22 protein-coding genes are annotated in these 20,319 nt (G+C 67.8%); 11 read left to right on the top strand and 11 right to left on the bottom strand.

The features are described from left to right. Nucleotides 1–165: 165 nt before the first annotated feature. Entirely contained in the window at nucleotides 166–2,256 is a 2,091-nt protein-coding gene (gene recG, locus P7A99_RS01410; RefSeq protein WP_277792283.1) for an ATP-dependent DNA helicase RecG, read from the bottom strand. Nucleotides 2,257–2,356: 100 nt separating this feature from the next. Here recG and P7A99_RS01405 point away from each other — a divergent pair, with 100 nt between their 5' ends. Further along, a complete protein-coding gene (locus tag P7A99_RS01405) occupies nucleotides 2,357–3,085 on the top strand; it encodes an alpha/beta fold hydrolase (RefSeq protein ID WP_277792168.1) in 729 nt (242 codons plus the stop codon). 5 nt (nucleotides 3,086–3,090) lie between these two features. Here P7A99_RS01405 and P7A99_RS01400 read toward each other — a convergent pair whose 3' ends face one another. From P7A99_RS01400 to tcyJ, 4 genes are all read right to left on the bottom strand, one after another. Beyond that, on the bottom strand, nucleotides 3,091–3,402 hold the full coding sequence (locus P7A99_RS01400; RefSeq protein WP_277792167.1) for a hypothetical protein: 312 nt from the start codon (nucleotides 3,400–3,402) through the stop codon (nucleotides 3,091–3,093). A gap of 63 nt (nucleotides 3,403–3,465) precedes the next feature. After that, entirely contained in the window at nucleotides 3,466–4,206 is a 741-nt protein-coding gene (locus P7A99_RS01395) for an amino acid ABC transporter ATP-binding protein (protein WP_277792166.1), read from the bottom strand. Then, nucleotides 4,203–4,856: a cystine ABC transporter permease gene (tcyL, locus tag P7A99_RS01390; RefSeq protein ID WP_277792165.1), complete on the bottom strand. Its 654-nt coding sequence runs from the start codon at nucleotides 4,854–4,856 to the stop codon at nucleotides 4,203–4,205. Before tcyL ends, P7A99_RS01395 begins: the two co-directional genes overlap by 4 nt. Before the next feature lie 3 nt (nucleotides 4,857–4,859). Beyond that, entirely contained in the window at nucleotides 4,860–5,657 is a 798-nt protein-coding gene (gene tcyJ / locus P7A99_RS01385; RefSeq protein ID WP_277792164.1) for a cystine ABC transporter substrate-binding protein, read from the bottom strand. Nucleotides 5,658–5,825: 168 nt separating this feature from the next. Here tcyJ and P7A99_RS01380 point away from each other — a divergent pair, with 168 nt between their 5' ends. Together P7A99_RS01380 and P7A99_RS01375 are read left to right on the top strand one after the other, a co-directional pair. Then, the gene (locus P7A99_RS01380) at nucleotides 5,826–7,016 is read left to right on the top strand and encodes a M48 family metalloprotease (RefSeq protein WP_277792163.1); all 1,191 of its coding nucleotides are present in this window, start codon (nucleotides 5,826–5,828) and stop codon (nucleotides 7,014–7,016) included. Between the two features lie 43 nt (nucleotides 7,017–7,059). Then, on the top strand, nucleotides 7,060–7,545 hold the full coding sequence (locus P7A99_RS01375) for an SRPBCC family protein (RefSeq protein ID WP_277792162.1): 486 nt from the start codon (nucleotides 7,060–7,062) through the stop codon (nucleotides 7,543–7,545). Here P7A99_RS01375 and P7A99_RS01370 read toward each other — a convergent pair. After that, nucleotides 7,532–8,647 (bottom strand): beta-ketoacyl-ACP synthase III, encoded by a 1,116-nt coding sequence (locus P7A99_RS01370; protein WP_277792161.1) that lies wholly within the window; start codon nucleotides 8,645–8,647, stop codon nucleotides 7,532–7,534. The two genes, P7A99_RS01375 and P7A99_RS01370, sit on opposite strands and share 14 nt — an antisense overlap. Nucleotides 8,648–8,956: 309 nt before the next feature. Here P7A99_RS01370 and P7A99_RS01365 point away from each other — a divergent pair, with 309 nt between their 5' ends. Then, a complete protein-coding gene (locus tag P7A99_RS01365) occupies nucleotides 8,957–9,493 on the top strand; it encodes a porin family protein (protein ID WP_277792160.1) in 537 nt (178 codons plus the stop codon). A 73-nt stretch (nucleotides 9,494–9,566) separates the two neighbouring features. Here P7A99_RS01365 and P7A99_RS01360 read toward each other — a convergent pair whose 3' ends face one another. Together P7A99_RS01360 and P7A99_RS01355 are read right to left on the bottom strand one after the other, a co-directional pair. Next, nucleotides 9,567–9,974, bottom strand: coding sequence for a DUF805 domain-containing protein (locus tag P7A99_RS01360; protein ID WP_277792159.1), 408 nt, complete (start codon nucleotides 9,972–9,974; stop codon nucleotides 9,567–9,569). Between the two features lie 81 nt (nucleotides 9,975–10,055). Continuing rightward, the gene (locus P7A99_RS01355; RefSeq protein ID WP_277792158.1) at nucleotides 10,056–10,181 is read right to left on the bottom strand and encodes a hypothetical protein; all 126 of its coding nucleotides are present in this window, start codon (nucleotides 10,179–10,181) and stop codon (nucleotides 10,056–10,058) included. 125 nt (nucleotides 10,182–10,306) lie between these two features. Between P7A99_RS01355 and P7A99_RS01350 the strand changes: the two genes are divergently transcribed. Further along, nucleotides 10,307–10,693, top strand: a complete 387-nt coding sequence (locus P7A99_RS01350) for a hypothetical protein (RefSeq protein WP_277792157.1) — start codon at nucleotides 10,307–10,309, stop codon at nucleotides 10,691–10,693. 23 nt (nucleotides 10,694–10,716) lie between these two features. Further along, nucleotides 10,717–11,661, top strand: coding sequence for a sterol desaturase family protein (locus P7A99_RS01345; protein WP_277792282.1), 945 nt, complete (start codon nucleotides 10,717–10,719; stop codon nucleotides 11,659–11,661). A 46-nt stretch (nucleotides 11,662–11,707) separates the two neighbouring features. Here P7A99_RS01345 and P7A99_RS01340 read toward each other — a convergent pair whose 3' ends face one another. Both P7A99_RS01340 and P7A99_RS01335 read right to left on the bottom strand, forming a co-directional pair. Continuing rightward, complete coding sequence (locus tag P7A99_RS01340) at nucleotides 11,708–13,039, bottom strand: oligogalacturonate lyase family protein (RefSeq protein ID WP_277792156.1); 1,332 nt, start codon at nucleotides 13,037–13,039, stop codon at nucleotides 11,708–11,710. After that, nucleotides 13,036–15,000 carry a rhamnogalacturonan lyase gene (locus P7A99_RS01335; protein ID WP_277792155.1) on the bottom strand — a complete coding sequence of 655 codons (1,965 nt, stop codon included), beginning with the start codon at nucleotides 14,998–15,000 and terminating at the stop codon, nucleotides 13,036–13,038. The genes P7A99_RS01340 and P7A99_RS01335 overlap by 4 nt, the downstream gene beginning before the upstream one ends. Nucleotides 15,001–15,346: 346 nt before the next feature. On the opposite strand from P7A99_RS01335, the gene cysT reads away from it, so the two are divergent. The 5 genes from cysT to P7A99_RS01310 all read left to right on the top strand — a co-directional run bounded on the left by cysT (nucleotide 15,347) and on the right by P7A99_RS01310 (nucleotide 19,292). Beyond that, on the top strand, nucleotides 15,347–16,216 hold the full coding sequence (gene cysT / locus P7A99_RS01330) for a sulfate ABC transporter permease subunit CysT (protein ID WP_277792154.1): 870 nt from the start codon (nucleotides 15,347–15,349) through the stop codon (nucleotides 16,214–16,216). Beyond that, nucleotides 16,216–17,058, top strand: a complete 843-nt coding sequence (gene cysW / locus P7A99_RS01325) for a sulfate ABC transporter permease subunit CysW (protein ID WP_277792153.1) — start codon at nucleotides 16,216–16,218, stop codon at nucleotides 17,056–17,058. Before cysT ends, cysW begins: the two co-directional genes overlap by 1 nt. Before the next feature lie 12 nt (nucleotides 17,059–17,070). Next, a complete protein-coding gene (locus tag P7A99_RS01320) occupies nucleotides 17,071–18,090 on the top strand; it encodes a sulfate/molybdate ABC transporter ATP-binding protein (RefSeq protein WP_277792152.1) in 1,020 nt (339 codons plus the stop codon). A 139-nt stretch (nucleotides 18,091–18,229) separates the two neighbouring features. Continuing rightward, nucleotides 18,230–18,421 (top strand): hypothetical protein, encoded by a 192-nt coding sequence (locus P7A99_RS01315; protein WP_277792151.1) that lies wholly within the window; start codon nucleotides 18,230–18,232, stop codon nucleotides 18,419–18,421. Between the two features lie 10 nt (nucleotides 18,422–18,431). After that, on the top strand, nucleotides 18,432–19,292 hold the full coding sequence (locus tag P7A99_RS01310; protein ID WP_347276675.1) for an SPFH domain-containing protein: 861 nt from the start codon (nucleotides 18,432–18,434) through the stop codon (nucleotides 19,290–19,292). A 39-nt stretch (nucleotides 19,293–19,331) separates the two neighbouring features. On the opposite strand, the gene P7A99_RS01305 is transcribed toward P7A99_RS01310, so the two are convergent. Further along, nucleotides 19,332–20,318 carry a transglutaminase family protein gene (locus P7A99_RS01305; protein WP_277792150.1) on the bottom strand — a complete coding sequence of 329 codons (987 nt, stop codon included), beginning with the start codon at nucleotides 20,316–20,318 and terminating at the stop codon, nucleotides 19,332–19,334. Nucleotide 20,319: the final 1 nt, after the last annotated feature.

Genomic DNA, 20,319 nt, shown 5'->3' with positions numbered 1-20,319 from the left:
TTCGTTTGAGAGCTCCAGGCCCTCCCCCTGAAGGGGGAGGTGGCCCGAAGGGCCGGAGGGGGATGTGTCCGAGAAGGTCAGTGCGGCCCCGAAGCCAGCAATCCCTTCCCCCCTCAGTCGCTCCGCGACAGCTCCCCCTTCAGGGGGAGCATCTTGGGCAGGTGCTCACCCCGCGTCGTTCAGGCCCGACGCCGGTTTCCAGTCGAACAGCGCCTGCAACGTCCGCACCGCCTCGCCGCGCGGCGAGGTCAGGGCAGGATCCCGGGCCAGGATCAGGCGGGCGTCGTCGGCGGCCACGGCGATCAGGTCGCGGTGGGCCACCGGGTCGGCCAGGCGGTAGGCCGGGAAGCCGCTCTGCTTGAGGCCCAGCGGATCGCCGCCACCGCGCAGTTCCAGGTCCTTCTCGGCGATCTCGAAGCCATCGTCGCTGCGCCGCAGGATGTCGAGCCGCTGCTGGGCCACTTCGGACAGCGGCGGATCGTACAGCAGCACGCAGGAGCTTTCGCGCATCCCGCGGCCCACGCGTCCGCGAAGCTGATGAAGTTGCGCCAGGCCGAACCGGTCGGCGTGCTCGATCACCATGATGCTGGCGTTGGGCACGTTGACGCCCACCTCGACCACGGTGGTGGCGACCAGCACGCCCACCTCGCCGTCGACGAAGGCCTGCATCACCGCGTCCTTCTCGGCCGCCGGCATCTGGCCGTGCACCAGGCCGACGCGCGGCCCCAGCACCTTTCGCAGGTCGGCGGCGCGGTCCTCGGCGGCGCGCAGGTCGACCTTCTCGGACTCCGAGACCAGCGGGCAGATCCAGAAGGCCTGGGCCCCGCCCTCGATGGCCGAGCGCAGGCGATCAACGATCTCGGGCACGCGCGGCGTCGGCGCGGCGCGGGTGGCCACCGGCGTGCGGCCGGGCGGCTTCTCGTCGATGCGCGAGACGTCCAGGTCGCCGAACACGGTCAGTTCCAGGGTGCGTGGGATAGGCGTGGCCGACATGGCCAGCAGGTGCACCCCCCAATCTGCGTCTTTAGGGCCCTTCTCCTGCAGCCGTCGGCGCTCGTTGACGCCGAACCGGTGCTGCTCGTCGATGATGGTCAGGGCCAGGTTCTGGAAGGCGACGTCGTCCTGGAAGAGGGCATGGGTGCCCACCGCCACGGCCGCCGAGCCGTCGGCCAGCATCTTCAGCTTGGCGGCGCGGGCGGCGCCTTTGTCGCGACCGGTCAGCAGCACGACGGCCAGGCCCTGCGCCTCCAGCGGCGGGGCGAGGGTCTCGTAGTGCTGGCGGGCCAGGATCTCGGTCGGGGCCATCAGGGCCGACTGGAAACCGGCGCCGGCCGCGTCGGCCATGGCCAGCATGGCCACCACGGTCTTGCCCGAGCCGACGTCGCCTTGCAGCAGCCGGCTCATCCGCTCGCCGTGGGCCAGGTCGCCGCGCACCTCCGACAGCGCCCGCACCTGGGCGCCGGTCAGGCGGAAGGGCAGGGCCTTTTCGGCCGCCTCGGCCAAGGGCCCAGAGACGATGCGGGGCCCCGGCTGGGCGCGTTTGCCGGCCTTGCGTTGGGCCAGGGCCAGCTGGTGGGCCAGCAACTCGTCATAGGCTAGGCGGCGGCGGGCCGCCGACATCGGGGAGAGGTCGATCTCGCCCTCGGGGCCGTGCAGCCGTTCGAAGGCCTCGCGCCAGGGCAGCAGGGCCTCACGGGCCATCCAGGCGGCGTCCTGCCACTCCGGCAGCTCCTGGGCCCGCGAGAGGGCCTCCTGGGCGAACTTGCGGAAGGTGCGCGAGGGCAGGCCAGCGGTGGCGGGATAGACCGGCTCGATCGCCGGGATCTCGTCGATCCGCTCGGCCTCGAGCATGTAGTCGGGATGGGCGACCTGGATCTCGGAACCGAACCGCTCGACCTTGCCGCTCACGGCGCGGCGCACGCCGACTGGATGCTGGCGCTCCAGGTGCGGTCCGTGGCCCTTGAACCAGACCAGGGTGACGAAGCCCGTCTCGTCCCAGCCCCGGATCCGCCAGGGCTGGCCCGAGCGCTGCGGCGGCAGCTGGGCGTCGATGGTGACGACGAATGTCTGGACCTGGCCGTCCTGGGCCTGGGCGGCCGTGGTGGCGGTGCGCCGGATCAGGCTTTGCGGCGGCGTGAACAGCACGTCGCGCACGATCGGCCCGGCCAGCTTCTCGACCAGGGGCGCGACGCGGGGCCCGACCCCCTTGAGGGTCGAGATCGCGGCGAACAGGGGAAAGAGCGACTCGGGACGCATCGGCGAGAGGATAGCCAAGGCAAGGTGTTCTCGTCCCGTTCGCCTTGCGCGAATTTGTGGACCGGACTGACTAGCGGCCCCGCTTACCGGAGACTCGCCCATGCCCTTCGCTGTCCATCGCGGCCAGAAGATCCACTATACGGTGGAGGGCGAGGGGCCTCTGGTGGTGCTGCAGCACGGCCTGTTCATGGACGCGGCCAGCTGGCGCGCCAATGGGTTCGTCACCGCCCTGAACGACCGGTTCACGGTGGTCTGTATCGACTCCCTGGGTCATGGCCTCAGCGACAAGCCGTCGGACCCGGCCCTCTACGCTCAGGACCAGCGGGCGGGCGATATCGTGGCCGTGCTCGACGCGCTCGGTGCGGAGAAGGCGCATCTGGTCGGCTATTCGATGGGCGGCTGGATGGCGGTGGGGGTCGCCAAGCATCATCCCGAGCGCCTGGCCTCGCTGGTCATCGGCGGCTGGGACCTGGTGGGCGGCGTGCCCAAGGGGCCGGCGGGACCGATCCGCTTCGATATCTTCTGGGGCTTCAGCCAGCAGGTCGCGCAGGCGCTGGTGCAATGGGTGACGCCCGAAATCCTGCCCGCCATGCAGGCCTGCTTCGAGGCGCTGAACATGCTGGACGGCGCGACGCAGGCGGTGCTGAGCGCGGGTGTTCCGGTGCTGTTGTGGGACGGGACGGCGGATCCCTATCACGCGCCGTCCCTGGCCTTCGCGGCGGCCCATGGCCTGCCGTTCGTCTCGACGCCGGGCGACCATCTTCAGGCGATCCTGTCGCCCGCGCCCGACGTGGTCGCAAGGCTCGGCGAGTTCTTCGCCGAGGCCTGACGCGGTCAGTCTTCAGTCGTCTCGGCGTTGCCGGCCGGCGACAGTTCGGCCAGCAGGTCGGCCAGCTCGTCGGCGCGAGCGGCGCCCGAGACGTTCAGGCGGATGTAGAGATGCTCGGCCGCATGCTTCTCGGCCGCCTCGGCGAACCCACGCGTGGAGTCATGCAGATTGTTGGCCTCGCCGGCGAACACCACGACGCCTTCGGCGTTCACATAGAGGTAGTTGCCGGCGATCGTGGTGCGCGGGTCGCGATCCTCGGCCAGCTTGTAGCGATAGACGGCGCCCGAGGCGCCTTTCAGGTCGATATAGGGTTTCACGAATCCTCGCCTCTAGACACACGCGGCGTAGCCCGGGAGGGGTGCGGGGCGCCAGAGGCTAAATTATGGCTGCAAGCTTCGCAATTTGCTGAGAAACCTTCGAGTTCGTTCTTCTCGCGGTTCGGAGAACAGCGTCGCCGACGGGCCTTCCTCCAGTATCCTGCCCTCGTCCATGAAGATCGTCCGGTCGGCGACCTCGCGAGCGAAGTCCATCTGGTGGGTCACGATGATCATGGTCCGCTTCTCGGTCGCCAGGTCGCGAATGACCGCCAGCACCTCGCCGACCAACTCGGGATCCAGCGCCGAGGTCGGCTCATCGAACAGAATGACTTCGGGATCCATCGCCAGGGCCCGGGCGATAGCGCAGCGCTGCTGCTGGCCGCCGGAGAGGGCGCCGGGATAGGCGTCAGCGCGGTGGGCCAGACCCACCTTGGTCAGCAGCTCCAGGGCCCGTTCACGGGCCTTGGCGGGCGGATCGCCGCGCACGACGATCGGCGCCTCGGCGACGTTCTCCAGCGCGGTCTTGTGCGGGAAGAGGTTGAAGTTCTGGAACACGAACCCGACCCGTCCCTTGAGGGCGCGGGCCAGCGGGACCTTGCCGCCCGCGGAGACGCCGGCGATCGACAGACTTCCGGCGTTCAGCGCCTCCAGGCCCGCCAGGCAGCGGAGCAGGGTGCTCTTGCCCGAGCCGCTGGGGCCGATGACGGCGACCACCTCGCCGGGGGCGACGGTCAGGTCGACGCCGTTCAGCACGGCCGTGTCGCCGAAGCGCTTGGACAGGCCCTTGGCCTCGATCGCGCTCATCGGCGGGCCTCCGCACGGCGTTCCAGCCAGCCCTGGCCGAGGGCCAGCAGGCTGGAGACGATCCAGTAGATGGCCGCGGCGCTGAGATACATCGCGAAGATCTCGTACGTGCGGGCGGTGATCAGCTGGGCCTGGCGGAACAGCTCGGGCACCTGGATGGTCGCGGCCAGCGATGTGTCCTTCACCAGGCTGATGAAGCTGTTGGACAGCGGCGCGACGGCGGTGCGCGCGGCCTGGGGCAGGATGATGCGGCGCATGGCCTGGCCGCGGGTGAGGCCCAGCACGGCGGCCGCCTCCCACTGGCCCTTGTCGACGGCGGCGATGGCGCTGCGCAGGATCTCGCCGGCGTAGGCGGCGACGTTCAGCGAAAAGCCGATGCCGGCCGCCAGCAGCGGCGGCAGCTCGACGCCGAACTGGGGGAGGCCGTAATAGATCAGGAACAACTGCACCAGCAGCGGCGTACCCCGGAACGCCGAGACATAGACCGCCGCCGGCCAGCGCAGGAGCGGCGAGCGCGACAGGCGCATCAAGGCGAGGCCAAAGCCCAGAAGCAGGCCAAGACTCATGCCGATCACACTGAGCAGGACGGTATAGACCGCCCCTTTCAGCAGCAGCGGCGCCGACTGGGCGATGAGCTCGGCCGCGTTCATGGCCTAGCGCGTCACGTCCAGGCCGAACCACTTCTGCGAAATGGCGGCCAGCCGGCCGTCGGCGCGCAGGGCGTCGATGGCCTCGTCGACCAGCACCTTCAGGGCTGGATCGCGCTTCATCACCACGCCCTGGCTCTGTGGGGCGAAGGGCGGGCCAGCAGCGATCAGGTCTGGCGCGGTCTTGAGGAAATCGGCGGCCACGAGGCGGTCGTTCAGCACCGCGTCGATCCGGCCGGCCCGCAGATCCTGGTACTTGGTGGGATCATCGTCGTAGGTGCGGACCTCGGCCTTGGGCTGGTTCTGGCGCAGCCACTGCTCGTAGTGGGTGCCAAGGCCCACGCCGACCTTCTTGCCGGCCAGATCGGCGGGGCCGGCGATGCCGGTCTTGCCCTTAGGCACGATGATCAGGATGCCCGAGACCGTGTAGGGCTTGGAGAAGTCGTACTTCGCCGCCCGCTCGGGCGTGATGGTGATCTGGTTGATGACGACGTCGGTGCGGCCCGATTCCAGTGCGCCCAGCAGGCCGGCGAACGGTGCGGCGACGAACTGCGGCTTGACCTTCATCTGGTCGGCCAGCGCCTTGCCGAACTCGACGTCGAAGCCGGTCAGCTGACCGTCGGCGCCCTGGAAGTTGAACGGCGGGTAGGTGCCTTCCAGGCCGATGCGCAGGGCCTTGGTCGCCTCGACCCGCGCGGCGCCGGACTGGCCGCCAGCGGCTTCCTTGCCGCCGCAGCCGGCCAGGGTCAGCGCGCCGCCAGCTCCCAGGCCCAGCAGGATGTCACGGCGGGCAGGGAATCGCATGGCGGGCCTCGAAGCAAAGGTCATCGGTCCAGTTCTATACCGCTGCGTCGCCGCCGCCAGGGGCAAGGCGCGCGAGGGAAGCGGCGCACGCGACCTGACGTCGATTTAACCTGACGCGGACGTGCGGCTCTGGCTTTCTGGCGGCAGTTTGCTTCTCGGGGGAGACGTATGGCGCAGACCTTCGATCCGGCGGCGGCGACGGCGGCCTATCTGGCCCAGTTGCCGCCCGAGGCCCACGCCAGGGCCACGGCCTACACCCAGGGCGGCCACTGGCTGCTGCTATGGGGGACATTGGTGGCGCTGCTGGTCGCATACCTGATCATCCGCAGCGGCCTGCTGAGCAGGCTGCGCCGCAAGGTCGAGGGGCGCCGCAACCGGCCGATCCTGGCCAGTTTCCTGGTCGGTGCGGTCTATCTGCTGGCTGACAGCCTGCTGTCCCTGCCCTGGGCAGCCTACAGTCAATGGTGGCGGCAGAAGCAGTACGGGCTGACCAGCCAGGCCTTCCTCGGCTGGCTGGGGGAGGGCGCGATCTCGCTGGCCATCAGCGCCGTGATCGGCGGCCTGTTCTTCACCGCCCTCTACGCCTTGATCCGCAAGGCGCCGCGCACCTGGTGGCTGTGGAGCGGCGGCCTGACCGCGGCCTTCATCGCCGCCTCGATGCTGCTGGGGCCGCTCTACATCGAGCCGATCTTCAACAAGTACACGCCCGCGCCCGCCGGTCCGGTCCGTGACGAGGTGGTGGCCATGGCCGGGCAGGTCGGCGTGCCTTCGGACAAGATCTTCGTCTACGACGGCTCCAGGCAGTCGAACGCCTACACGGCGAACGTCTCGGGCCTGTTCGGCTCGGCCCGCGTGGCGATGAGCGACACGATGTTCAAGAAGGGCGCGGACATCGCGGAGGTGCGTGGCGTCGTCGGCCACGAGATGGGCCACTATTCGCGCCTGCATGCGCCGTTGATCGCCGCGATCATCGCCGCCCTGGCCGTCCTGGCCTTCTTCCTGGTCGACCGCCTGTTCGCGCCGGCGGCGCGGCTGCTGGGCGCGGACGAGGTGCGAGGCCTCGCCGACCCGGCCGGCCTGCCTGTGCTCAGCGCCATTCTGGCGGTCGTCGCCCTGCTTGGGGCGCCGGTCACCAACAGCCTGATCCGCATCACCGAGGCCGACGCCGATCGCTACAGCCTTGTCCACTTCGACGAGCCGGACGGCCTCTCCAAGGCGCTGGTCAAGACCATCGAGTATCGCGCCGCAACGCCCGGACGACTGGAGGAGATCATCTTCTACGATCACCCGGCCGTCGGTCGCCGCATCCAGCGGGCCATGGAGTGGAAGGCGGCTCATCCGAAGACGGCGGGGCGCTGATCGCTTCGCGGCCATGTGCGTTCTCTCCGCCAGGAGGACGCACATGGCTGAACCGATCGTCAGCGAGATCACCGTGGAAGCCCTGCCGGCCGAGGCTTTCGCCCGCTTCGTTGGGGACATGGGTCGCTGGTGGCCGATGGCCTACAGCCGCGGCGGCGCGCGCTTCGCCACGGTGCATGTCGAGCCGGTGGCGGGCGGCAGTTGGTTCGAGGTCGATCGCGACGGCGGGGAAAGCCCCTGGGGCGATGTCCGCGCCTACGATCCGGGGCATCGCCTGGTGGTCGGCTTCAACGTGGCGCCGGATCGGGGTGTCGAGCCGCTGGAGCGCCAGAGCGAGGTCGAATTCCGGTTCGAGCCGGCGGGCGAGGGCACCCGCGTAACGGTCGAGCACCGCGACCTCGACCGGCATGGCGAGGGCGCGGAAGCCATCCGCCAGGGGATGGCCTCCGACCACGGCTGGCCGTTGATCCTGGCCTCGTTCGCGCGCGAGCTCAGGTTCCCGCGCGCGGCGCCGCTCAGCGCTTCCTGACGAACACCGTGCCGGCCGAATAGCCGGCGCCGAAGCTGCAGATCAGGCCCGTGTCGCCGGCGACGAAGTCGTCGTTGGCGCTGTGGAAGGCGATGATCGAGCCGGCCGAGCTGGTGTTGGCGTACTCGTCGAGGATGATGACGTTCTCGCCGGGCTCGGGATCGCGACCCAGCACCTTGCGGGCGATCAGGTCGTTCATGTTGATGTTGGCCTGATGCAGCCAGAGGCGCTTCAGCGCCGTGGCGTCCAGGCCGATGTCGCCGGCGTGCTCGACGATCATCTCGCTGACCATCGGCACCACCTCGCGGAACACCTTGCGGCCTTCCTGCACGAAGAGCTTGTCCCGTGCGCCGACGCCTTCCGGGGCGGCGTTGTTGAGGAAGCCGAAGTTGTTGCGGATGTTGTTGGAGAACTGGGTCTTCAGGCGCGTGCCCAGGATTTCCCAGCCGCCCGTGGCCTGCGAGGCCTCTTCCAGGATCACGGCCGTGGCCACGTCGCCGAAGATGAAGTGGCTGTCGCGGTCCTTGAAGTTCAGGTGGCCCGAGCAGATCTCCGGATTGACCATCAGCACGGCCTTGGCGCTGCCGGTGGCGATGAAGTCGGCGGCGGTCTTGATGCCGAAGGTGGCCGAAGAGCAGGCCACGTTCATGTCGAAGGCGAAGCCCTCGATGCCCAGGGCCTGCTGCACTTCGATGGCCATGGCCGGATAGGCGCGCTGCATGTTCGAGGCCGCGCAGATCACCGCGCCGATCTCCGAAACCGGCTTGCCCCAGGCGGCGATGGCCTGCTGCGCCGCCTTGACCGCCATCTCGGCCAGGATCGAGATCTGGTCGTTGGGGCGCTCGGGCAGGTTCGGGCGCATGACCTCGGGGTCGATGATCCCGTCCTTGTTCATCACGTAGCGGGCCTTGATGCCCGAGGCCTTTTCGATGAACTCCGGCGAGGAGGGGGCGAGCGCGGTCGCTTCGCCGGCGGCGATGGCCTCGGCGTTGGCGGCGTTGAAGCGTTCGACATAGGCGTTGAAGGCGTCGACCAGTTCTACGTTCGAGATGCTGAACGGCGGGGTGTAGAGCCCCGTGGCGGCGATGACGGCTTGATGCAAGGCGGCGGTCCCGATGGGCCGGCGCGCGACATGGGCGCGCCGATCTGATCACTGTTTGGACGCGATCAATAGCACGCCCCGCGCCGCCGTCACCTCCTTGGAAGGCGTGTCTTCACCGCATCGCCCGCGGCTATTCGACCTGCCGCAGCGGAACTTTCGACCGGCGGCCATAATCTCCGGTTCAAATGTCGGAAACGTCACGCAATGGCCCCAAACAGGTCAGGGTGCGGTCAAATCCGGGCCTCGTTGCCCCCTTACCCAGAGGAGGCTGAGGGAGCACAAGAAATCCCAGTACCAGGAGTAAAAATAATGAAGGTTCTCATGTCTGCGGCCGTGGCCGCCATGTCGGTCGCTGCTGTTCCGGTTCTGGCTCATGCTCAATCGAGCTCGCCGGAAATCTACGGCAACCTCGGTTACAACAGCTCGCGCGCGGAAGGCGCCGACACTGGCGCTGTTCAAGGCCGCCTGGGCGCGAAGCTAACCCCGCACTTCGGCGTCGAGGGCGAACTGTCCGGCGGCGTGAAGGACGACAACATCGACCGCGCCGGAGTCCGCTCCAGCATCGAGCAGACCCACTCGGCCGCCGTCTATGGCGTCGGTTTCCTGCCGGTGAGCCCGAACATCGACCTGATCGGCCGCGTCGGCTACGGCAACACCCAGTTCAAGCAGAAGCTGGCCGGCGTCGAGAACAAGTTCGACGCCGACAGCGTCAACTATGGCGTCGGCGCCCAGTACAAGTTCGACGACAAGAACGGTGTGCGCGTCGACTACACGCGCCAGCAGTTCCGCGACAACGACGCTGACGACGCCAACGTCGTATCGGTGGGCTACGCCCGCAAGTTCTAGGACGGCGTCCAACGAAAAAGCGCGCCGCTCTCCTTCGAGGGCGGCGCGCTTTGCCATGCCTGAAGCCTTGCCTTCAGGCGAAGGCCTCGGCGGTGTCGGCCGAGGTGCGCTTGGGGTCCGGACCGAACTGGTTGGGACCTTCCGCGCCCGGCAGGCAGTAGAACACCAGCAGCACGATGCCGCCGAGCGGGATCAAGCTGATGAGAATCCACCAGGCCGAACGATTGATGTCGTGCAGGCGACGGAAGGTGACGGCGAGACCAGGAATGAAGATGCCCAGGAAGAAGAGGGAAAAGATGGCGATCACGCCAATGGCTGCTCCGCTCGGTTCCTGGTTGCCGAAGCCGCCCGTTACGGCGAGGGCGGCGAAATAGACGACGTAGACGATGACGATGAACAGCGTGAACAGCCAGAATTCCGAGCGGCGCGCCCGGCCCTTGAAGTCCGCGTACTTCTTCAGCGGCTGAAACATCAGCGACATTTGGTTTCCCTCTTCCCCGCGTAATGCGTGCGACTGCAACTTGAGGGCGGATTTCCGCGGCGTAAAGCCCCGGTGCTTCGGCTATTTCTCCACGTCGTGGTGATGGTTGAGCACTTCGGTATTGCCGTAACCCTGACATCCTCTCGGATCGGCGCCGTAACGGTTGGATCCCGGCGCTCCGTCGATCAGGTCGAAGATGAAAGCCATCAGGCTGCCGAAAGGTACCCAGGAGGCCTTGGGCTTCGCCGCAAAGCGACGTTCTTTCGGCGGCCTTGACCGACGTTCGGTCGCAGTCGAACCTTCCCGAAAAACAAGCGTATCGGGGGAGAGTCTTGAGCACCGTCATGGTCATCCAACTGGTGGGATCCGCGGTCGCCGTCGCCGCGCTGGTGGGTCTGGTCGCCTGGGCGCGGCTCGCCCGGCCGACCCCGCCGCTCGACGCCGAGGGGGCTGTGCGCCTATTGGCCGAGGAGTTTCCGGATGATCGCGTCGACGCCGTCTGGCTCGCTGCGGACAGCGGGGGCCTGATCGCACGTTCAGGCGACCTGGCGCTGGTGCTCTGGCGGCGCGGCGACGGCTACGTGGCCCGCTCGGCCTCATGGGCTGACGTGATCGCCGCCGATGTGGATGAAGGCAGGATCAAGCTGCGCGCCATAGAAGGGGCGCCGGCTCTGGCGGTCGGTGACGGGCCGTGGCCGCCGACGGAGGTCGCAGCGTGAAGCCCGCCTTCGACCCCGTCCAGATGGCGATTCCGTTCTTCGTCATCGCCATCGTGCTGGAGGTGCTGCTGGCCCGGTTCGGCAAGGCCAAGGCGAACTACGAGCCACGCGATGCGGCTACCTCGCTGATGATGGGGCTGGGCAACAGTATCGTCGGCATACTGACCGGCGGCGCGGTCTTCGCCGCCAGCCTCTGGGTCTACGAGCACCGACTGTTCACGATCCCGATGACTGCTGTCTGGGCCTGGGTGGTGCTCTTCTTCGCCGAGGACCTGACCTACTACTGGTTTCACCGCCTCAGCCACGAACGGCGGTTCTGGTGGGCCAGCCACGTCAACCATCACAGCTCGACGCACTACAACCTGACTACGGCTCTGCGGCAGACCTGGACGGGCGGCGTGGCGGGGACCTGGCTGCTCTGGCTGCCGCTTTCGTTTCTCGGGTTTCCGCCGGCCATGGTGGCGATCCAGAAGGGGGTCAGCCTCGTCTACCAGTTCTGGATCCATACCGAGGCCGTGCGGCGGATGCCGGCCTGGTTCGAGGCGGTGTTCAACACGCCCTCGCACCACCGGGTGCATCACGCCCGCAACCCGCGCTATCTGGACGCCAACTACGCGGGGATCCTGATCATCTGGGACCGGCTGTTCGGCACCTTCATCCCCGAGGACGACGCCGAGCCGTGCCGCTACGGCATCGTGCGGAACCTGCCGAACTTCAACCTCCTCACCAACGTCTTCCACGAATGGATCGGCATCGGCAGGGACTTGGCTCGCAGTCGATCGCCGCGCGAGGTGATGGGCTACCTCTTCGGCCCGCCGGGGTGGAGCCCCGACGGGTCTCGAGAGACCTCCCATACGCTCAAGGCCAGGTGGCGGGCGCGGGAGGAGAGAGCGGCGGCCGAGCTCAAGGGAGAAATCCCCGCCCTTCGACAGGCTCAGGGTGAGGATTTACTGCAAGGCCGGAATTAGCCCTCATCCTGAGCTTGTCGAAGGACGAGGGCTTCATCCCCGGCGTCTATTTCGCCTTCGCCAGTTCCACCGCATAGACGTGGTTGGCGCCGTGCATGTTGGAGCGGAACACCAGCCACTTGCCGTCAGGCGTGAAGTTGACGTTCGGCTCCAGGCGGTAGTCGTGGGCGCTCATGTTGACCAGCTTCTCGGCGTCGATGACGCCGGGGCGGATCAGGTGCTCGGAGTCGGGGGCGTGGATGCCGGCGACGTCCGGAATGCCGCGCGGGTGCATCAGGTAGAGCCACTTTCCGTCCGGCGCGTGGGCGACCATCTCGCTGTCGCCACCGTCGCCGGCGAACAGCTTGCCGTCCGGGCTGGAGTTGAAGTGCACCGACCAGGCGTTGCGCTCGACGTGGTACCAGGTGCGCTTGCCGGTCGCGATCTCGTAGCCGGCCACCCAGAAGTCTTCACCGCGCGGGGTCTGCAGGTCGTACCAGACGATCTTGCCGTCGCTGCTGAACCACTCGTGCCCGGCGATCTCCATGTTCATCGTGCGGGTGTGGATCTTCACCGGCTTGGCGCCCGGCTGGTCGGTGCGCAGCAACCACAGGCGGTCGACCTTGTGCCAAGGGCCCTCGTGGCAGAACATCAGGAGGTTCGGGTCGGTCGGCGAGAACTGCAGGTGGTTCAGCCAGTCGGTGGCCGCGTGCACCACGCGCTTTTCGCCGGTGCGGGTGTCGATGACGAACATCTCCATCGGGATCTTCGACTCGAGCCGCTCGTTCAGCCGCACTTCCTTGGCCTCGGCGAAGGGCAGGGGCTTGCCGTCGGGTCCCAGCGCCTCATAGGCGGCCTGGTCAAAGCGCTGGTCGCGCTTGAGCGTGCCGTCGGGACGGGTTTCGATCTCGGGCGTGGTCACGACGACGCCGCCCAGCAGGGTCTCGTCGGCGTTGATCGTCTGGATGTCGCCGCGGTCGAACCTGGCGACAACGCGCACCTTCCTGCTGTCGATGTCGACGGCCTTGACCACCCGGGTCTTGCCTTCGGTCACGATGTAGTAGGCCGACCGAGTCTTGCGGCCGACGAACAGGAACTTGCCGTCCTCGGCGACCAGCGGCGCCAGCTTGCGGGTGGCCAGATCGATCGTGCCCAGCCCCTTGGGCGTAGCGATGACCAGCTTGTCGCCCTGGGGCGTATAGCCGTTGTAGTTGAAGTAGAGGCTGCTGGAGCCCGGCTCGTCGGACAGGCGCACGACGCGGTGGCCGGTGTCCTTGTCTATCCATTCGCGCGGCGGGGGCGTCGCCGGAGCCGACTGCGCCTGGGCGAAGGCGGAGGGGGCAAAGGCGGGCAGAGCGATGGCGAAGGCGGTCGCCAGGCCGATCAGGACGTTTTTCACGGCTTCACCTTTACGATGGCGATGTCGGGGCGGGCGGGGTTCTTCATGCCGTGGCCCAGATAGAAGCTGGTGTGCGGCGGCTGGTTGTAGGCGGTGTTCTGCCAGGCGATCCCGGCGCGATAGACCGGATCATGCATCAGCGTGACCATGCGGCGATCGGTCGGGTAGGGGGTGACGTAGATCCGCAGGAAGGTGTTGTCTTCCGAACGCAGGATCACTTCCTCGCGCCAGTCGCCCAGGATGTCGGCCGACAGGGTAGGGGTGGCCTTGGTGCCGTTGTTCGAGGTCATGCCCTCGGCGTTCAGCAGCATCTTGCTCTCGCCCTTCAGCCAGTCCCACTTGAAGATCTTGTTGCGGTCGAGCAGCTCGCGCAGTTCGTCGCCGTCCCACCAGACGCCGAAGTTCATCTGCGGCGGATGCTTCACGCCTTCGATCGGCTTACCCTTGACGGTGTAGAGCGTGCTGGAATTGCTCGCCCAGGCTTCGGCCCCGGGGAAGCGTGGATCGATGTCAAAGGCCACGCCGCGGCCAGTGTCCTTCTCGGTCGGGGTGGTCCACAGCACCTCGCCCGTTTTGGCGTCGAGCATGGCCGAGCCGATGCCGCCGTTGGCCTTGGGACTCTCGTTTACACCGAAACGTTCCAGGCCCGGACGGTCCGGGTCCAGGTCGCCCAGATGCAGGGCGTCGCCATGATAGAGCTTGGCGGTCCACAGCGGCTTGCCGTCGGCGTCCAGCGCCATGGAGCCATAGACGATCTCGTCGCGGCCGTCGCCGTTGACGTCGCCGATCGACAGCTGATGGTTGCCCTGGCCGCCGAAACCTTCAGGCACGCCGGGGGCCGCGCTGTCGAACAGCCAGCGCTGGGTGATCTTGCCGTTCCTGAAGTCCCAGGCGCTGACGGTGGTGCGGGCGTAGTAGCCGCGGCCCATGATGATGCTGGGGTGCTGGCCGTCGAGATAGGCCGTGCCGGCCAGGAAGCGGTCGGAACGGTTGGCGTAGCCGTCGCCCCAGAGCTTGGTCATCTGCTCGGTGGAGGGCGCGTCGGTGTCGGGATGGCGCGGCGCGGCGAACGGAACGGAGTCGAGGGCCGCGCCGGTGCGGCCGTCGAACACGGTCAGGAACTCCGGGCCCTTCAGGATGCGGCCCGTCAGCTTGGCGACCATGGCCCCGTCAGGCTTGATCTCGGCGCCGGTCTTGTCCCGGGTCGGCGTCTCGACCGGGCCGCCGCGCCAGTCGGCGTTGGCGTCGCCCAGGACCTTGCCCGTGCCGTCCACCGTGCCGTCCGAGGTGCGGACGGCGATCTCGGCGCGCCCGTCGCCGTCGAAGTCGAAGACCTGGAACTGGGTGTAGTGCGCGCCGGCGCGGATGTTGCGGCCAAGATCGATACGCCACAGGCGCTTGCCGTCCAGAGTGTAGGCGTCCAGCAGCACGGGGCCGGTATAGCCCGAGAAGGCGTTGTCCTTGGAGTTGGTCGGCTCCCACTTCAGGACGATCTCGTAGCGGTCGTCGCCGTCGAGATCGCCGACAGAGGCGTCGTTCGCGGTGTACTCGTAGGCCTGGCCATCCGGCGTGACGCCGCCCTGCGGCTTTTGCAGAGGAATGGTCAGGAAGCCGTCCTTCAGGGCGGTGGTCTCGCCGACGATCTGGCCTTCCTTGCCCTTGGCCACGGTCTTGAGGCTGTAGCGGGCTCCAGCGACGCCGGTCTTGTCGACGAAGTTGGTGGCGAGCGCGAGCGGCTTGGCGTTCAGCTTCTTGCCATCGCGATAGACGTTGAAGGCAAGGCCCTGGGCGTCATCGCCGCTGAGCCGCCAGGACACGAGCACGCCGCCGTCGATGGCGGGGGCCGCGATGAGGCCGCGGTCCAGGTGCTCGGCTTGGCGCGGTGCGGCGAAGGCAGGCAGGGCCGCGAACGAAATGGCGGCGGAGGCCAGCATGGCGGCCTTGCTAATGCGATGAGGCATTGGGCTTCCCCCCAAGGGATTATGCGCGTTGTTGCCCCGATCTTCGCATGCCGATCAAAAGTCGCAACAGGTTTCCCATAAATTGCACAATCATCCTATATTATGAAACTTGATCGTGTGGGGTTGAGCGACGGCCGTTTTCGCTTCCCGGTTTGGTCGGGGCGGGGCAGGTTGCCGAACGGAGAGTTTTTCTACGGGGCGCGCCTGAGAAATCTCAATTGACCCCATCGGCGCAGTGGAGATTTAAGCGCTCAGCTTGGAGCCGGTTTCGGCCCCGAGGCGCCGCGCGCGCGTTTGTTCACCAAAGGCCGCGAGCCGCAGCCGGAACCAGGACGACGATCAGGACATGACCGCCGATTCCCTTGCCGCGCAACGTCCCGCAGCGGCGCGTCGTCCTCTGTTTCGCCGCCGCTCCGCGATTCCGGGCTTCGGCCTGACGCTGGGCGTCACGCTGTCGATTCTGTCGCTGGTCGTGCTGATCCCGCTATCGGCGGTGGCGCTGAAGGCGGCCGAACTGTCGCCGTCCGAGTTCGTGGCCGCCGCCTTTTCCGAGCGCGCCCTGGCCGCCTATCGCCTGACCTTCGGTGCAGCCCTGGTCGCCGCCATCGCCAACGGCGTCTTCGGCGTGCTGACCACCTGGGCGCTGGTGCGCTACGATTTTCCGGGCAAGACCATCATCAACGCCCTGGTCGACCTGCCGTTCGCCCTGCCGACGGCGGTGGCCGGCATCGCCCTGGCGACGCTCTATGCGCCCAACGGCTGGGTGGGGCAGTTCCTGACCCCGCTGGGGATCAAGGCCGCCTACAACCCCATTGGCGTCACCATCGCCCTGATCTTCATCGGCCTGCCGTTCGTGGTGCGCACCATCGAACCGGTGATGCGCGACCTGTCGGCCGACGTCGAGGAGGCCTCGGCCAGCCTGGGCGCGGGGCGCTTGCAGACCATCTGGCGGGTGATCCTGCCGGCGCTTGGCCCGGCCTGGCTGACCGGCTTCGCTATGGCTTTCGCGCGCGGGGTCGGCGAGTACGGCTCGGTGATCTTCATCGCCGGCAACATGCCCTACAAGTCCGAGATCGCCCCGTTGCTGATCATCATCCAGCTGGAGCAGTTCCAGTACGCCCAGGCCGCCTCGATCGCGGTGGTGATGCTGGTGGTCTCGTTCCTGATGCTGTTCGTCATCAACGCCATCCAGGCCTTTTCGCGGAGGTTCGTCTGATGGCGCGCGCCCGTCACCCCACCGAGGATCCGACCTGGGTCAAGGCGCTGGTCATCGGCGTCGTCATGGTCTTCCTGGCGCTGGTGCTGATCCTGCCGCTGGTCGCGGTGTTCGCCGAGGCCCTGCGCAAGGGCGTTCCGGCCGCCGTTGAAGCCGTGCTGCACGAAGACGCCCTGGCGGCGGTGAAGCTGACCCTGCTGACGGCGGCGATCGCCGTGCCTTTCAACGCGATCTTCGGCCTCTGCGCCTCGTGGGCCGTGGCCAAGCACGATTTCCCGGGCAAGGCCTTCCTGATCACCCTGATCGACCTGCCGTTCTCGGTTTCGCCGGTCGTGGCGGGCCTGATCTACGTGCTGGTGTTCGGCATGCAGGGCTGGCTGGGCGAATGGCTGCTGGACAACGACCTGAAGGTCATCTTCGCCGTGCCCGGCATCGTGCTGGCCACCGTGTTCGTGACCTTCCCGTTCGTGGCCCGCGAACTGATCCCGCTGATGCAGGAGCAGGGCACCAGCGAGGAGGAGGCCGCCATCTCGATGGGCGCCTCGGGCCTCTACACTTTCTGGCGGGTGACCACGCCCAACGTGCGCTGGGGCCTGCTGTACGGCGTGCTGCTGTGCAACGCCCGCGCCATGGGCGAGTTCGGCGCCGTGTCGGTGGTCAGCGGCCACATCCGCGGCCTGACCAACACCATGCCGCTGCACGTCGAGATTCTCTACAACGAATACGACTTCGTGGGGGCGTTCGCGGTGGCGGCCCTGCTGTGCCTGCTCGCCATCGTCACCCTCGTGCTGAAGACCGCCCTCGAAGTCGCTCAACCGGCCGTGCGCCGGGGCGGCCACTAAACGGAACGCCTCATGACCATCTCCATCCGTTCCGTCCAGAAGCAGTTCGGCCGCTATCCGGCGCTGAACAATGTCGATCTCGAGATCGCCGACGGCGAGCTGCTGGCGCTGCTGGGTCCTTCGGGCTCGGGCAAGACCACCTTGCTGCGCGCCATCGCGGGCCTGGAGTTCCCCGACGCTGGCCAGGTGCTGTTCCACGACAAGGACGTGACCTACGCGTCGGCCGCCGCGCGCCGGGTGGGCTTCGTCTTCCAGCAGTACGCGCTGTTCAAGCACATGACCGTGGCCAAGAACATCGCGTTCGGCCTCGACGTCCGGAAGGGCAAGGACAAGCCGCCGAAGGCCGAGATCGCCAAGCGCGTCGACGAGCTTCTGAAGCTGGTGGAGCTGGACGGCCTGGGCGGTCGCTATCCCTCGCAGCTGTCGGGCGGCCAGCGCCAGCGGGTGGCCCTGTCGCGCGCCCTGGCGGTGCAGCCCAGCGTGCTGCTGCTCGACGAACCGTTCGGCGCCCTGGACGCCACGGTGCGCAAGTCGCTGCGCAAGGAGCTGCGCCGTGTGCACGACGCCACCGGCGTGACCACCATCTTCGTCACCCACGACCAGGAGGAGGCCCTGGAACTGGCCGACCGCGTCGCCATCCTCAACAAGGGCCAGATCGAGCAGATCGGCACCCCGCGCGAGGTGCACGACAATCCGGCCTCGGCCTTCGTCTGCGGCTTCGTCGGCGAGTCCAATCGGTTCGAGGGCAAGGTCGAGGGCGGCAAGTTCGTCGCCGGTCCGCTGGTCTTGCCGGCGGCGGGCGTCGCCGACGGCGCGGCGGTGGCCTTCGTTCGGCCGCACGACTTCACGCTGGCCGAGAGCGGCGTGACGGCCAAGGTCGAGCGCGTCAACGCCCAGGGCGCCCTGGCGCGGGTCGACGCCGTGCTGGCGGATGGAACCCGTATTGAGGTCGCCGCTTCGCGCGCCGACGCCGATCGTTTCACCGGTGAGGTGAAGCTGGCCGTGGCCAAGAGCCACGTCTACGCGGCCTAAGCGCGGCCAAGATTAAATCGCGGCAATTTCTGGGCGCCCTGATTGAAGGGGCGCCTTCCCCTGCCTAGTTATTGAATATCGCCGGTCCATGAGGGCTGAGGGGATGTTGGGGAAAGCTGTCGCACTTCTTACGATCTGGGTGGTCCTCGCGGTCGTCCTGGTTCGCGTCGTCGTGGGTCCTTTGTGGGGCTCGGGCACGGACCTGGGGCTGATCGCGGCGCCGCTCGCCTTCGCGCTCGGCGCGGCCGGACTGATCTTCCTGGCCTCGCGGTTCATCGCCATTGCGACCCGCCCGCCGACCGCTTCCAAACGCGCGCCCAAGGCGCATTGAGGGACAATCCATGGCTATTCATTCGCCGCTGAACCCGCGGGCGATCACGCTCGTCGTTATAGCCGGCGCCGTGCTGGTGCTCGGCTCTTGCTCGGTGATCTCGCAGGGCACGACGGTCGAGCCGGGCAATGTCGGGGTCAAGATCAAGACCCTGGGCTCGGGCGCGGGCGTCGCGCCCGAGGCTCTGCCGGCGCGGTGGTACTTCCGGGGGATCGGCGAGAAGATCGTCCAGTTTCCGGTGATCCAGCGCACCTACAGCTACACCCGCGACCGTGACGAGCGCGGCAATGAGAACGAGGAGCTGTCGTTCAGCGACAACACCGGCCTGCCGATGACGGCCGACGTGTCGGTGACGTTGCAGGTCAATCCGGCCTCGGCGCCGATGCTGTACCAGACCTACCGCCTGACCTTCGATCAACTGCTCGATGGCCCGATCCGCAACGACGTCCGCTCGGCGATCGCCGCCGAGACCGAGAGGGTGTCGGTCGAGACGCTCTACAGCGGCGGGCGCCAGATGGTCGTGCAGAAGGCCCTGGCTCGCGTGTCGGGCAAGTGGGCGCGCCACGGGGTGACCGTGTCGCAGATGGATTGGATCGGTTCGATCCGCTACCCGAGCGCCGTGGTCGACCGCATGCAGGAGAAGACCAAGCTGGAGCAGGAAGCCCTGGCGGCCAAGGCGCTGGAGGCCAAGGAGACCGCCCTGGCCAACGCCGCCATCGCCAAGGCGCGCGGCGAGGCCGAGGCGATCCGCATCAAGGGGGAGGCGATCCGCGCCAATCCCCAGGTCCTGCAGCAGCAGGCCATCGAGAAGTGGAATGGCGAACTGCCCAAGGTGACCAGCGGCGCGACGCCGTTCGTGAAGATCGACTGATGAAGTTCGGCCCTGGTGGAGATCCGCCGGGGCCTTTTTCTACTGCTGCTGTTGTTGTTGCTGCTGACGCTGCTGGTCCTGGTGGACAACGGCGGCGTCGCCGCGCCGGCGGGCGCCGAACGAGGCGGGCTTGGCCAGGCGCAGGAATTCCGGTTCGGCTAGGGCCGCGCGGGCCCGGCGCACTGTCACCCCCACGGCCAGGTGGCTCTCGGCGTCGCCCTTGTAGACCCCGCGTGACGGCGTGACGTCGGCATAGTCGCGCCCCACCGCCACGGCGACGTGGCGCTCGCCGGTCAGGCAGTTGTTGGTCGGGTCGAACCCCACCCAGCGCAGGCTCGGCAGGAACACCTCGATCCAGGCGTGGGTGGCGTCGGGGTCGGAGCGGTCGCCGGCCTCGCGGTCGGTGAACAGATAGCCCGACACATAGCGGGCCGGGAGGCCCCAGTTGCGGCAGATGGCCAGCATGATGTGGGCGAAGTCCTGGCAGACGCCGCTGCCGGCCTCAAGCGCTAGGTCGATGGGGCTGTCGGCGTCGGTGAGGCCCGGCTGGTAGCCGAACGACTGGTAGAGCGTCTCGTTGAGGCGTCGCAGGGCGGTCAGCGGATCCTGGCGGCGCAGGGCCTCCAGGTCGTGCTGGGCGATGAAGGCCAGGAGGCGTTCGGTGGTCTGCACGAAGCCGTGCGGCCGCAGGAAGTCGAAGCATTCGCCGCGCACGAACTCGCTGCGCAGCCGGTCCCATTCGCCGATGTCCAGCTTGTTGGGCAGTTCGACCGCATGCTCGGTCTCGACCGCCGAGCGGGCGATGATGGTCAGGCGGTCGTGCGGCTGGGGCACGTCGAAGTGATAGACGGCGTTGCCGAAGCTGTCGGGGTAGGAGAACAGCTGGGCGGCCGGCTCGACGTCCAGCTCGAAGCTGACCAGCCGCTGGCGCGCGCCCTTCTGGGGCTGCATCCAAAGCTCCATCAGGCTTTCGCGGACAGGGCGCTCGTAGTGGTACTGGGTGACGTGACGGATTTCGAGCAGCATG

Source organism: Caulobacter endophyticus (assembly GCF_029543245.1).
GTDB classification, from domain to species: Bacteria; Pseudomonadota; Alphaproteobacteria; order Caulobacterales; family Caulobacteraceae; genus Caulobacter; species Caulobacter endophyticus_A.
Note: the sequence above shows the minus strand (reverse complement) of the source record. Positions and strands in the feature narration are given on the sequence as shown.